This window comes from Mucilaginibacter psychrotolerans, from assembly GCF_004519315.1.
Lineage (GTDB): Bacteria > Bacteroidota > Bacteroidia > Sphingobacteriales > Sphingobacteriaceae > Mucilaginibacter > Mucilaginibacter psychrotolerans.
Map to the genome: position 1 here is coordinate 348,497 of NZ_SOZE01000003.1, position 13,277 is coordinate 361,773.

The following is a 13,277-nucleotide window of genomic DNA, read 5'->3' on the forward strand; positions in this document are numbered from 1 at the left end:
AACAGGCTGCCATCGGTTGATGGGGGCCTGTTTGTTTATCCGGCATCCGCCCGGCTGATGTATGGACCAATTTTTAGCAACGTAAATGAGCATTTCAAAAGAATTAGGTTAAATTTGTGCCATAAAATGAAAGCATTCTACGGCGATTTACGATTAGGTATCTTGGGCGGTGGCCAGTTGGGCCGCATGCTGATACAACAGGCCATCAATTACAACGTCACCATTAAGGTGCTTGATCCCGACCGCGAAGCCCCCTGCCGCCGGCTTTGCAATGAATTTATCGTTGGTTCGCTGAGCGATTACGAAACTGTTTACAACTTCGGCAAAAAGGTAGACATGCTTACCATAGAAATTGAAAAGGTAAACGTAGATGCGCTGGAGCAGTTGGAGAAAGAGGGTGTTGTGGTTTATCCGCAATCGCGCATCATCCGTTTGATACAGGATAAGGGCCTGCAAAAGCAGTTCTTTAAAGAGAATGAAATCCCTACTGCCGAGTTCCAGATCATATCATCGGCGCAGCAGCTAAAAGAAAGTCAATTTCCATTCCCATACATCCAAAAACTTCGCCGCGATGGTTACGATGGCAAGGGCGTTTACAAAGTATTAGACGAAAGTTACCTGGCAGGTGCTTTTACCGAACCGAGCCTGGTGGAACGGATGATAGATTTTGAGAAAGAGATTGCCGTAATAGTAGCCCGTAATGAAAATGGTGAGGTAAAAACCTTCCCGCTGGTAGAAATGGAGTTTAATCCTCAAGCTAACCTGGTAGAATTTTTAATTTCACCCTCTACCCTGCCCTTCGAAGTGCAGCAGGAAGCAGAAAGCATCGCCAAAAAAATAGCCGAAACATTAAATATAGTGGGCCTGCTGGCCGTAGAGATGTTTTTGGATAAAAACGGACAGATACTGGTGAACGAATTGGCACCGCGCCCGCATAACAGTGGTCACCAAAGCATAGAGGGTAACGTGGTATCGCAGTTTGAGCAGCACCTTCGCGCTATATTTAACCAGCCCCTGGGCGAGACCGCATGCCTGAGCAACGCCATTATGGTAAACGTGTTAGGTGAGGCTGGGTACGAAGGACCCGCCGTTTACCAGGGCATTGAAAAGATATTGAAGTGCGCTGGCGTGTATGTACACCTTTATGGCAAAGCCTTAACCAAACCTTTCCGCAAAATGGGGCATGTTACCATTATAGATAATGATAGGGAGAAAGCGATAGAAAAAGCAAGGTACGTGCAGGAAACGTTGAAAGTGATTGCATAGCCGCAAACAACCTAAACCTAATGATAAAAAAGCTTAGCGCTTCACTAATCATACTTGCGTTATTTACCACAGTTGCCGCCTTCGGGCAAAATATGGTAAAGCAAAACCTTGCAGGCATTGCCACCATCGATTTCCCCGCAGAACCAGGCGAATCTGCTATACCCAACGGTTTCGGTAAATTTTTCAAATTAGTGGAATCCACCCAAAATTACATTGCTGTTGTTATCAATATCGATACCGCAAAAGTTAACATCAGGTCTTCGGCAGATCTCGATCTGTTTTATTCTGGTGTTGTTGAAGGCGCGGCAGATTCTACACAAAACCGCAGGCGTATTTATACAAAACAAATTATGGCAGGAAAGTATAAAGGGGTAGAATTTAAATATTTGGATGAGTCTACAGCACGGAAATTCACAACATACCAGCGTATTGTTTACCTTGATGCAACTTTATTGATGTACAGCTTTAATGTTTACGATGACCAACATGCAATGAACGCCGAACGCGACAGGTTTTTAAATTCGTTTACAATTACAAAAACAACCGCAAAGCAGTTATAACGCAAACTATCGTTGGTCACAGCATTTAGCTGTTCCGTCACATTTATTTTCGAAAACAATCCCGGTGGGGTAATATTGGCATAACACCAAAATAATTACACACCATGATCAAATCGAAGCCCTTTTGGGTCGGCACTATCTTGTTGGCTTTAATTCCTCTCCTTGTACTCGATATCCCGAAACACTATATCGACTGGGTGAAGGAAGTGCATGATGAAACCATCGAAACGGTTTATAATAGCTACAAACTAAACCAGGCGCAGAAAAAACAAGTACTCGAACACATTTTAGCAGCCAATCATTACCTGATGGCGATGATGTACATCAAAAGCTTTTTAAGCCTGATTCTGCTATTTTTGGGTGTTTACTTTTTTATCCAATATAAGCGGCAACGCGGCTTTGAATTTTGGAGATCATCCAGCATTATCATCCTGTTTTTAACCACAACAACTGCCCTCAAAATTTTCTCCTGGTATAGTTTCGCCGGCAACGACAAGATAAAATTACTACCCACTTCTGCCGCAGACACTACGCTCAGCCATATCTACAATACTCATTTTAAAGGCAAAGTGGTGTATGTTGATTTTTGGGGCACCACCTGTGGCCCCTGCCTGGAGGAGTTTCGGAATTTTACAAAACCCTTAAAAGAGAAATACCAAAACAGAAATGATATTGCCTACCTGTACATCTGCGGCGGGCATGAAGCTGTTTGGCGGCAACAGCTCATAAAGTATAATATTGAAGGCAGCCATATCTTCCTGGGTCAACAAGCATATGCCAGCCTTTACAAACAAGCTATTAAGGGAAGCAAGGATACTATGGTTTACATGCCGAGATATTTGATCATGAACAAGGCAGGCAAAATTGTAGAAACCAGTGCAGCGCAGCCGAGCAATAAAAACGCAATATCCCGCCAACTTGATAAATATTTAGCATTTAATTAAAATTTGACCATTTTTGGCGAGGCAACAAACAGGCCTGTAATTGTACAAAAATGAGCCAAGCAAAAATAGCCATTATTATGGGCAGCAAATCCGACCTGAATATTATGCAGGATGCTGCGGATGTATTAAAAGAACTGGGCGTAGATTACGAGATAACCGTGGTATCGGCCCATCGTACGCCGGATAGAATGTTTACGTATGCCCGCGCGGCTGCCGACCGTGGCATTAAGGTAATTATAGCCGGTGCCGGTGGTGCTGCGCATTTACCGGGCATGGTTGCTTCGTTAACCCACTTGCCCGTAATTGGCGTACCCGTAAAATCAAGCAATTCTATCGATGGCTGGGATTCTATCCTGAGCATACTGCAAATGCCGAACGGCATACCCGTGGCCACCGTGGCGCTCAATGCTGCAAAAAACGCAGGCATACTGGCCGCACAGATATTATCTACTGCCGATGAACAGCTGGTAATTAATTTGAAGGCTTTTAAAGAAGAGCTGGCCAGGAAAGCAGAGGAATCGGCTGAAGAATTGGAGTCTTAAGTCGGAAGCCCTGAGTCAAAAGTCTTAGTAGAACGACCATAATAGCAAAGCCCGAAACCTTGACATCAAGACTTCGGGCTTTTTCGACTTAAGACTTATCACTTAAAGCTTATGCAGTTACCACATGCTCTTTGGCGGCAAGGTAACGTTCTGCATCTATAGCGGCCATACAGCCTGTGCCTGCGGCCGTTACGGCCTGGCGGTAGATGTGGTCTTGCGCATCGCCGCAGCAGAAAACGCCTTCAACGTTTGTTTCGGTAGAGCCGGGGCGGGTGATGATATAGCCCGTAGCATCCATATTCAGCCAACCCTGGAAAATATCGGTGTTTGGTTTATGGCCAATGGCTACAAAGAAGCCTGTAACATCCAAAACAGTGGTTTCATTAGTTACATTGTTGCATACTTTAACCGCGTTAACGCTTTGGCCGTCGCCCAATATTTCAATGGTATCGGTATTGTAAAGTATCTCTATGTTCGGCGTGTTAAGCACACGGTGAACCATAGCTTTAGAGGCGCGGAACTCACCGCGGCGAACGATCATGTACACTTTGCGGGCCAGTTTAGCCAAATAGGTAGCTTCTTCGGCAGCAGTATCCCCTGCCCCTACTATCGCTACATCTTGCCCCTTAAAAAAGAAGCCATCGCATACGGCGCAGGCAGATACGCCAAAGCCGCTGTATTTTTGTTCGGACTCTAAACCCAACCATTTTGCAGATGCGCCGGTAGATACGATAACCGTATCTGCCAGGATGGTTTTGCTTTCATCAACCACCACTTTATGCGGTAGTGACGAAAAATCTACCGAACTTACATATCCAAAACGGATATCGGTACCCAGGCGCTCGGCCTGTTTCCGAAAATCTTCCATCATCTCGGGGCCCATGATGCCATCAGGGTAACCAGGAAAATTCTCTACATCAGTAGTTTGGGTAAGCTGCCCGCCGGCAAGCATACCGGTGTACATTACCGGCTTAAGATCTGCACGCGAAGCGTAGATTGCTGCCGTATAACCGGCAGGACCTGAACCTATAATCAGGCATTTAACGTGTTCTATATCTTGTGACATTTTATTATTCTTTCTATGAAATATGATGCGAATTTAATAAAAAGACGGCCAGCCATAGTCAACTATCCGTAAAACTTATCAACGTTGGCTACCTCCCTTTGTTAGCCTTCAACACTCTGATGAAATTATCACCTAATATCTTCTCCACATCCTTTTTAGAGTAGCCTATGTTAAACAGTTCTGCGGTTATCTTAGGATAATCGGTAACGCTATCCAACCCAAGCGGATAAGACTCCGCGCCGTCGAAGTCAGAGCCGATGCCTACATGATCTACCCCCATCAGTTTCACCATATAATCGATATGTTTAATGAGCATGCTCAACGGTGGGCGCAGCTGGTCTGCCTCAGTTTTGTTCAGTGCGTTGAGACGGATGCTGGCCAGGTCGTAATCTTTGTAAATCACCCTTAATGAATCGAACTGCGGCTTATGCCTGGCCATAAAGGCGGCGTGCTTCCCCTCGTAGGTACTATCTATAAAACCGCTATAAAAATTCAGGAACACTACCCCGCCGTTATCGGCTATGGCTTTTAGCTGGTAATCTTTAAGGTTACGGCGGAAGGGGTTCAATGCATAAGCGCAACTGTGCGATGCGATGACCGGCTTGGTAGTAATGGCCATTACATCCTTAAAGGTTTGCTCTCCGGGGTGCGAAAGATCTATCATCACCCCTTCATCGTTCAGTTTTTTTACGATTTGCTTGCCCAATTCTGTAAGGCCTTTGTGTTGCAGGCTATCGCCGTGCAGGGTTTCGTCGCGTGCCGAAGTTGCCCAACTGGTGCTATTGTTCCAGGTAAGGGTGAGGTAGCACATGCCGCGTTTTACCAGGCTGTCTATATAATCCAGCCGGTCTTCTATCATGTGGCCGCCTTCCACGCCAACCATGGCTGCCAGTTTATGTTGCTTTACGGCCTTCTTCAGGTCCTTTGCAGTGGTCACCAGCATCATCTTATCGGGGTTGCGGTTGATGAGGGCCTGCAACGAATCTATCTCGCGGTTGGCGTATGCGTAGGCCGTGCCATTGCCATACTGGTCGCCGCACCAGATGGAGAAAACCTGCACATCAAGTCCACCTGTTTTAGCGCGCACCAAATCGAAGTTGCCGGTAGCCTGTAGTTTGCCTGCATCGTTGCCGGTGATGAGTTCGTTGGAGAGGATATCGTTATGGGTATCAACCAAAATAGCTCTCTGATGGATTTTTTGGATATCCTGCGCAGAAAGTTTCAAGGCAGATAAGAAAATTAAGGGCAGCAACAGTTTTTTCATGCTTGGAAGATAGGAAAATCTGCTTGGATTTTTCAAATCAAAAAACTGCGGCGGTCGTTATTGATGACACGGCACAAAAAAGGGAGGAACAATTGTTTGCCTCTCCCTTACTATATAGTAAATTTTTGGAGTTACTGATTGTAAACTTTTACAATGAAAACGTAGTTACGCAACTTTTTTAACTGTTGCGGACGACTCAATCCGGCCAAAGTGTTCTTGCTATTGAGCGTTAAAGCCTTGTTGTTCAAAGAATCAAGCGGGATATCCTGTATAGTTTTTAATATAGATGCCGATTTTTTAGCGAAAGCAACGCCCTGTGTTTGGGTCTGCCTTCCGCTAATAATTCCGATAACATTTCCTTTAGAATCGAAAAGCGGGCCGCCACTGTTACCCGGGTTTACAGGCACCGATACCATATACTCCGCTGTATCGCCTTTAAAACCGGCATCAGAGGTAAGTGAGCCCGGCCCAAAAACCGCAGCATCAGTAGGATAACCCAAGGTGTAAACATCTTCGCCCAAATCGCTCTTCCCTTTTTTGAAACCGTATGGTATGGCACCAATATTTTTAAAAGACGGGTCGTTTATTTGCAACACGGCCATATCATGGATTGGGTCGGTAGAGATCACTTTGGTATGGAACGATTCGCCATCTGCATTTTGCACATATACAGAATCTGCGCCATCAACTACGTGGAGATTTGTTAATATAAAGCCATCAGAAGATAAAGCGAATCCTGTACCCCTGTATTTTGCTGTGATTACCGGCCCGGTAGATTTAACGCCGCCTTTAATGATATCATTAGTTTTAACCTCAAGCTGCTTGGTTGAATTTTCAACCTGGTTAACCTTGCTGGCTAATTGCTGGTACCTTGGATCCTGATTAGTTAAGTACCCGGTAAAAAACAACGTGCATAGTGTTGCAAATATCGCAATTGAAGCCGCTACCGATATTTTAGAGTGATGTTGCCTCCATAAGCGTACCACTAATGAGGGGTGCGACATCAGGTCATGCGCCATGGTGTGCACATCAATCTCATCATGGATGGCGTTCAGCCTAAGCTCCATGGTGTGCCTGTCGTTATATTGCCTTAGTAAACCGGTAAAGTGTTTATGCTCCTCCAGTTTTGCTTCAAGCGCTGCATCTTTATTACGTAATGCATCAAATTCCGCGCGTTCCTCAATGGTCATTTCACCATTAAGATACCGTTCGATCATTTCTAAAAGTTGCTCATTTTTCATTTGCTCGCCCCCCGTTCTATTATTGCTGAAAAAACAATTTTTTTAGCCTTTGCAGGCACTTGTATTTCTGCGTTTTCGCGTTATCCGCGTTTGTATAGCCAAACCGTTCGCATATATCCTGCATCGATTTGTTGTGCATGTAAAAATCTTCCATAATGGTTTTGCAGGGCTCACCAAGCAATTGCAGGGCCTCGCCCATTTTATTGAGCTGCAAATCCCTGTCCTGATGCTTTTCAACCTCGTCTTCAACCGGCAGGTGGTCCTCAAAATCCTTAATATCGCCGCCGTAGCGGTTCATCTGCTTAAGCCGTTTAAGCCAAAGCCTGCGGCAGATAGAATAGATATAGGTTTTGAGCTTGCTGCTCAGTTCAAAGTCGCCCCGTTTAACCTTATTATAAAGAACGATAATCGCTTCCTGGTAAACATCCTTTGCATCGTCCTCGTTACCATTATTATTGATTACGAGCTGCAATATCATCGGGAAATAAGCCAGGTAAAGCTTTTTTAACACGACGTCGGAATTATTAAGGATACCCAATATTACTTCGCTATCCGCCGGTATATCCACATTAAAATGATTATTCACTACTTAATACGCTTTATACTAAATTGTAACCCAATATTATCAACTATTTTTTCGTGGCGGGAAAATTAAGATACCACCCACGATAATTACCCCGATTGGAGCCCTAAATTAACCTGCAATATCGGGTTAATTATCCAAAGCGGGCCTGCTGTACGTCCATAATTTTACGCTATGGCTGTCAATACCCTTGCTTTTAAGCCCTTGAATCGCAACTAAAGTAAACGCAATGCAGTGGCCATTATCCCCAATATTTATTGGGTTACCTTTTAACCTTATTGCCTATTAATACACCGACAAGCAAAAAAACTGGCTGGTTCGACAAAACCTATACAACAGACAACGCAAAATCAAAAAAAACAAAAGAAGGGTTACCTTTTCAATAAAGAGGTATTAACTAAAAAAAAACATTATAAATATTTGATTTTCAAATACTTATAATAGTTATGCAATGTCAGGAAAGAAACTTTTATCAATTATTTCTTAAACATAATAAACAAACACAACATGAAAAATTCATTCAAAATTGCATGCTTAGCTTTAACCATCGCCGTTTCCGCAGCTGCTTGCGACAGCACTTCAACTAAAACCGTGAAAGACAGCCCTAAGGTTGACAGTCCTAAAGTGGACAGCCCGAAAGTAGACAGCCCAAAAGTAGACAGCCCGAAAGCAAAATAATTTTTAACCTTTTAGGCTAAACTTTACAAGTATTTCAACAGAAAAGGTAATTCGCGTATCTTTTTTTAAAATACATGGGTTACCTTTTCTAATCAAGTGTATTAACTATAAAATCGGTAGTATTTATAGTTAAATTGAGTTTGATGGTTCAATTTAAAATCACGAGGGATCAACAACCGGTAAAAGACAAAAGCACTCATTTAATTAATTTTTACACATAATCACAAAACGAAAACATGAAAAATTCATTCAAAATCGCATTCTTAGCTTTGGCAATCGCTGTTTCTGCTGCTGCCTGCAAAGGTAATTCAACTGCTGGTTCTACTGATAGCCCTAAAGCCGATAGCCCGAAAGTTGACAGCCCTAAAGCTGATAGCCCGAAAGCCGACAGCCCGAAAGCTGATAGCCCTAAAGTTGACAGCCCTAAAACAAAATAATCTTTAACCTTTTGGGTTAAACTTTATCAGTATTTCAATAAAAAAGGTAATTCGCATATTTTTTTTTAAAATATGTGGGTTACCTTTTTTTGTTTTGGGTATTAAGCTATGAAAACTATTAAATCACTTTAAAAAACACAAACATGAAAAATTCATTCAAAATCGCATTTTTAGCTTTAGCTATCGCTGTTTCTGCTGCTGCTTGCAAAGGTACTGCTACTACTTCTGCTGACAGCCCTAAAGTTGACAGCCCTAAAATGGACAGCCCTAAGATGGACAGCCCTAAAGCTGATAGCCCTAAAGCTGATAGCCCTAAAGTTGATAGCCCAGCTAAAATGTAATCATTTTGCTTCAACGCAAAAAAGCCCTCTGGTTTATTCCAAAGGGCTTTTTTTGTTGCTATCTGTTCTTAATTCGGGCTCAGTCTGAAAAGTTTATGTTTTTTGAGTAGATAGATTTCTAAGCATAGATATTGATTAACCCGAAAGGAAGAATGTGGCCCTAAAGCCCCTTGAGGTAGGCCTTAAAGCTTTAGATTATGGTATTAAAAGATGCGGCACAGGCATTAGTAGCCCTGTTATCGAAGAAGTCCAGAATAGATTTATAGTGTGTTTAACCAGATCTCGATAGAGTCTTAAAAGCGCCGATTACCAGCGGCCTCCACATCATTATACCAGATCGACAATCTTTTAAAGGCGGCTGCTTAGCTTTATTGAAGGTGAAAATTTGGCCTAAACGAAGCGAAATATTGTAAGCTTTAAACAACATGGATGCCTGGGAAAAAGCAGGTCTGTTCTTTCTTTTTGTAAAAACGTCCATTTGAACGATGTTTAAATAGTCGTTAACAGCTCCGGACGAGCAATTTCTTCAGAGTATACACATTGGCAAGCACCACAGGCTGATTATCTTTGTTTGTTCTTTTTAGCTTCTTCTATGGCTTTGTTTTCTTCGACCAAAGCTTACCACCTGTATTTTATCCGTGCTTGTTGTACAGCGTCATAGGCAAGTTTCTTTACATGGGCGACGGTAAATTACCCAGCTTGCATTGCCAAAGCAGCGCTGTGCAGCTTTAATCATATTGGCAGCAATATCCATCGTAACTTCCCTTACCTTGTTCCTTTTACGGACGGGTAGATGCTCCAGTACGCGCATGATCTGCCCTGCCCGTGTGCTTTTCAGCATCGCTACGATTGCTTTTTACCACCTATAGCTTCTTTGTTTGTCACGATGTTTAGAGCTCGCCATTATTTAACGCGACTTCATCTATGCTCAACGATGGGCCGATATTGCCTTCAAAGAGCAGCCGTTCCTCTGCGCGCCCCCCCTGCTCCCAATATGAAAACTAGGCAGGTGGTGCTGGTACTGATGCTGTAATTGTTGGCCGCCTACAGTCTATAAACGGCCTAACTGATGACATCTGATAAGGTGGCTATCCAAATATACTTTAAAAAAAAAGCACCGAATTTCGTTGACATTCGCGTCCCTGTCCTTACCAAATTCCAGTTCTCTTTTGATAATTGATCCGGTATCCTTTAATTCCCATCTGCGTTGTTCGATGCATAAGCTTACCTTTTGCCCACGGATAGGGAAGTACTGAATTTCGGTTTCAGGTAAAAACCTTTCGACGCTAATTGGGCCTTCTCATAGCCTGCTGGAGCGATATTCTTTTCTTCTAAATGGATAGATCGCCCATAATGTCAAGCACATAAACAAGCCAATCATTGCTTTTGCCAAACAGGTAAAGCCAGTACGAAATATAGCACTTGACCTTATTTAGCTAAAATCATAAATATATTTCAGTTTAAACCTATCGCATGATTTTTCATGTATGTGGCTTCTTGGTCGGGCACATAACCAATTGGTTATTAGGGGCTGTGAAAACATGTGTAGTTTTTCACACAAAACGGGCAATCAAAACAGACACTGTAGATAAGGCTATAACTATATATAACTTTAAATCGCCCCTCAATAAAATCACTCAAGATTATTGACTAAAAAGGGACGAAAGCATCTTCTTAATGCCATGCCATGAAAAACACATATTTAAAAAAAATTGCCTTATTATTTGTTTCGGGGCTGTTTATAAATCTACAAAGCTGCAAAAAAGACGAGCCATCATTTTCGGATGGGGTTACACCAGCAGTAACTGCAATTACTCCTATTGCTGCCAACGAAGTTTCTCCGGCTGCAATAGCACCGCTATATGTCTCAACAACCGTTTACGGAACGGATAAAATACCACAACCTAACAGAATCTGCTCTGCTCCTAACGGTACCATGTATATGACTTCTCAAAACCAGGGCAAAGTATATAAAGTATCAAAAAATGGCACTGTCACCACAGTGGCTGCCGGTTTATTAGGTCCCTATGGTATTAAAGCAGCAAAAAACGGGGATATTTATGTTGCCGTGGCAGGCGAAAACAGAATAATAAAAATTAACCCTTCGGGTTTGGTAAGTAATGTTAAGGTTAGTATTAGCCTGAATACGCCGCAGGATATGGCAATTGCCGATGATGGAACATTGTTTATTGCCGATACCTACAACAGGCGGATCGTAAAAGTTTCACCTAGTAATGAATGCAGTATACTTGCCGGTAAAACTGGTTTATTTGGAATTAAGGATGGCCTTGGCACCAATGCTCATTTTAGCTATTTAAGCAGCATACGTTTAGCCGCCGACGGCTTTTTATGGGTTATAGATGGAGATGGGGTTAAAAGAAACGGCCACACTATCAGGCGTATTACGCAAAAAGGACAGGTTAATACCTACTTTTTTCAAAAAGATCAACGTTATGATATATTGGACATTGCGGTAAAGAAACTAGACAAAAATCTTAATCCGTCGCCTATTGAAAATCTTTTTTTGGTTTATCAAAATAACAGGATTACGCAATTAGGCACCAATGGAATAGAAACGGAACTTTCAGGGTTTACTGATGCGGGATTTACAAGCGGTTTATTGGGTAGGGAAGCACGCTTTTCTATGCCGACCGGGATTACCTTTAACGGAAACGATATTTATATCGTTGATTCACATAATCACGCGCTTAGATGCATATCAAAAAATCCGCAGTAACACAGACAAAAAGCCCGGCACAAAAAAATGTGCCGGGCCTTTGTTCTTTATTCTTAAAGAGATATGATTAGCATCTATTAAATGCAAACCGCACCAATCAGTGCCTATTCGCTATTTGCTTTGTAGAATCTATTCAAGCATTTATAGCAAATGTATTTACGGAAGGGTAATATAGCCGCGCATAGTTTAAATAAGAAATTACGGTTTACGCGAGAAACGTCGGTACTGTTGCACTTAGGGCAGCACACAAACGTTGTAACACGCTGTTTGCTTGTAGATTGCGATGCTGTATACATAAGTTGTTGTTAAACAAATAAAATTACGTCCCGAAAAATTAAAACCATCACCATTTTTTAAGACGTTCTCATAATGTGAATTTTTCACGTATCTGTGCGTGGCATTTTAGAGACATATCATTTCAGAGACACTTTTTCGTATAAACAGAAAAATGCCAAGTCCTTAACTACATATAAGTTGTACCCTAAAATGAGAAAGCCAAAACGTACCAAGAAATTTACTTTTTAATAAATTCACTCAACCAATAAATTAAATATGAAAAGTAAATTAACTATTGCAGGATTAATTCTTACGGCGGCTTATTTCATGAGTTGTAAAAAGGATGCAGCTATAGAAAACAAAACAGTTGCAGAAAGAAATGATTTATCGTTAGCCGTAATGGCGGTATCCGGAGTGCCGGTTAATTCGGTTTTAACCGTTGCCGGGCGGCCGTACACATCAGGCCCCACTCTGGTAAACGGCACGGCAGAGAATGCCCGATTTAATAACCCATTTGGCATTCAGCTGATGGATGACGGGACGATATATGTTGCAGATACCAATAACGATATTATTAGGGTAGTGAGCGCCTCGGGTAGCGTGTCGTCTTTTGCAGTTCCGGATCACAATTATGTTAGTGAGAACTTTTGGCTGCACAGCCCTAAATACGTTGGTATAGATAAAAATAATGTAATTTATACTATTGATGATGACCCGCTAACTCCACGCGACAGGCTAACGATGTATACCTCCGGCAGCAATATTATCGGCGGCTATGGCGGCGATAATTACGATGCAAAAGATTTGGTAAAAGACCCATATACCAACGGATTTTGGTCAACATCAGGTAATATATTAAAAAAGGTAACCGCTAAGCAATCTAATTCTTCATGGACTGAAGACCTAATTAAATTTACTAATAAATTTTTGCCCGATGAGCCTGGCTTTTACACGTACCCCGCATTGTTTGCAGGATATAATGGTGTAATCTATTTCGCCTACAAAGGCAAGCTTTACAAACACTCTAAAGATAACACTGGCTCCGTTATATTTTCCAATCTTACGTTTAACAGCATCACCTGTATCGCGGCTAATAAAGACAGCAGGACCTTGTACATTGCTGATGGCGGCTACATCAAACGCATAGATAACGGTAAACTCAGCGTAATAGCCGGCCCTAACAATACTTTTACCGACAGTCGCGATGGTGTAGGTTCCAAAGCCGATGTAAACGCGCAATATCTTGCATTGAGCAAAGACGAAAGCACGCTTTATTTTTCTGATGCAAGGGCCGATGCCATTAGAAAGATCATTTTAAAATAGTTGGCTTCTATTCCTATAT

Annotated in this window: 14 protein-coding genes; 9 read left to right on the top strand and 5 right to left on the bottom strand. The window is 42.4% G+C overall.

The window, feature by feature from the left end; genetic code table 11:
* Positions 1-126 precede the first annotated feature (126 nt).
* The 4 genes from E2R66_RS05410 (at position 127) to purE (ending at position 3,312) form a co-directional block, all read left to right on the top strand.
* Positions 127-1,266, top strand: coding sequence for a 5-(carboxyamino)imidazole ribonucleotide synthase (locus E2R66_RS05410; protein ID WP_133227427.1), 1,140 nt, complete (start codon positions 127-129; stop codon positions 1,264-1,266).
* A 20-nt stretch (positions 1,267-1,286) separates the two neighbouring features.
* The gene (locus tag E2R66_RS05415; protein WP_133227429.1) at positions 1,287-1,826 is read left to right on the top strand and encodes a hypothetical protein; all 540 of its coding nucleotides are present in this window, start codon (positions 1,287-1,289) and stop codon (positions 1,824-1,826) included.
* A gap of 104 nt (positions 1,827-1,930) precedes the next feature.
* The gene (locus E2R66_RS05420) at positions 1,931-2,770 is read left to right on the top strand and encodes a redoxin family protein (protein ID WP_133227431.1); all 840 of its coding nucleotides are present in this window, start codon (positions 1,931-1,933) and stop codon (positions 2,768-2,770) included.
* Between the two features lie 50 nt (positions 2,771-2,820).
* The gene (gene purE, locus E2R66_RS05425; RefSeq protein WP_133227433.1) at positions 2,821-3,312 is read left to right on the top strand and encodes a 5-(carboxyamino)imidazole ribonucleotide mutase; all 492 of its coding nucleotides are present in this window, start codon (positions 2,821-2,823) and stop codon (positions 3,310-3,312) included.
* 109 nt (positions 3,313-3,421) lie between these two features.
* Here the strand turns inward: purE and trxB are convergent, their stop codons facing one another.
* The 4 genes from trxB to E2R66_RS05445 form a co-directional block, all read right to left on the bottom strand.
* The gene (gene trxB, locus E2R66_RS05430; RefSeq protein WP_133227435.1) at positions 3,422-4,378 is read right to left on the bottom strand and encodes a thioredoxin-disulfide reductase; all 957 of its coding nucleotides are present in this window, start codon (positions 4,376-4,378) and stop codon (positions 3,422-3,424) included.
* A gap of 88 nt (positions 4,379-4,466) precedes the next feature.
* A complete protein-coding gene (locus E2R66_RS05435) occupies positions 4,467-5,642 on the bottom strand; it encodes a dipeptidase (RefSeq protein ID WP_133227437.1) in 1,176 nt (391 codons plus the stop codon).
* A 131-nt stretch (positions 5,643-5,773) separates the two neighbouring features.
* Positions 5,774-6,859 carry a S1C family serine protease gene (locus tag E2R66_RS05440; RefSeq protein ID WP_240049235.1) on the bottom strand — a complete coding sequence of 362 codons (1,086 nt, stop codon included), beginning with the start codon at positions 6,857-6,859 and terminating at the stop codon, positions 5,774-5,776.
* Between the two features lie 43 nt (positions 6,860-6,902).
* On the bottom strand, positions 6,903-7,469 hold the full coding sequence (locus tag E2R66_RS05445; protein ID WP_133227441.1) for an RNA polymerase sigma factor: 567 nt from the start codon (positions 7,467-7,469) through the stop codon (positions 6,903-6,905).
* Between the two features lie 504 nt (positions 7,470-7,973).
* Between E2R66_RS05445 and E2R66_RS28920 the strand changes: the two genes are divergently transcribed.
* From E2R66_RS28920 to E2R66_RS05460, 3 genes are all read left to right on the top strand, one after another.
* Entirely contained in the window at positions 7,974-8,144 is a 171-nt protein-coding gene (locus tag E2R66_RS28920; RefSeq protein WP_240049236.1) for a hypothetical protein, read from the top strand.
* A 236-nt stretch (positions 8,145-8,380) separates the two neighbouring features.
* Complete coding sequence (locus tag E2R66_RS28925) at positions 8,381-8,581, top strand: hypothetical protein (protein WP_240049237.1); 201 nt, start codon at positions 8,381-8,383, stop codon at positions 8,579-8,581.
* A 143-nt stretch (positions 8,582-8,724) separates the two neighbouring features.
* Complete coding sequence (locus E2R66_RS05460; protein WP_133227443.1) at positions 8,725-8,922, top strand: hypothetical protein; 198 nt, start codon at positions 8,725-8,727, stop codon at positions 8,920-8,922.
* Between the two features lie 655 nt (positions 8,923-9,577).
* Here the strand turns inward: E2R66_RS05460 and E2R66_RS05465 are convergent.
* Positions 9,578-9,763 carry a transposase gene (locus E2R66_RS05465; RefSeq protein WP_133227445.1) on the bottom strand — a complete coding sequence of 62 codons (186 nt, stop codon included), beginning with the start codon at positions 9,761-9,763 and terminating at the stop codon, positions 9,578-9,580.
* An 846-nt stretch (positions 9,764-10,609) separates the two neighbouring features.
* Between E2R66_RS05465 and E2R66_RS05470 the strand changes: the two genes are divergently transcribed.
* On the top strand, positions 10,610-11,659 hold the full coding sequence (locus E2R66_RS05470; protein ID WP_133227447.1) for an NHL repeat-containing protein: 1,050 nt from the start codon (positions 10,610-10,612) through the stop codon (positions 11,657-11,659).
* A 552-nt stretch (positions 11,660-12,211) separates the two neighbouring features.
* Positions 12,212-13,258, top strand: coding sequence for an NHL repeat-containing protein (locus E2R66_RS05475; protein ID WP_133227449.1), 1,047 nt, complete (start codon positions 12,212-12,214; stop codon positions 13,256-13,258).
* Positions 13,259-13,277: the final 19 nt, after the last annotated feature.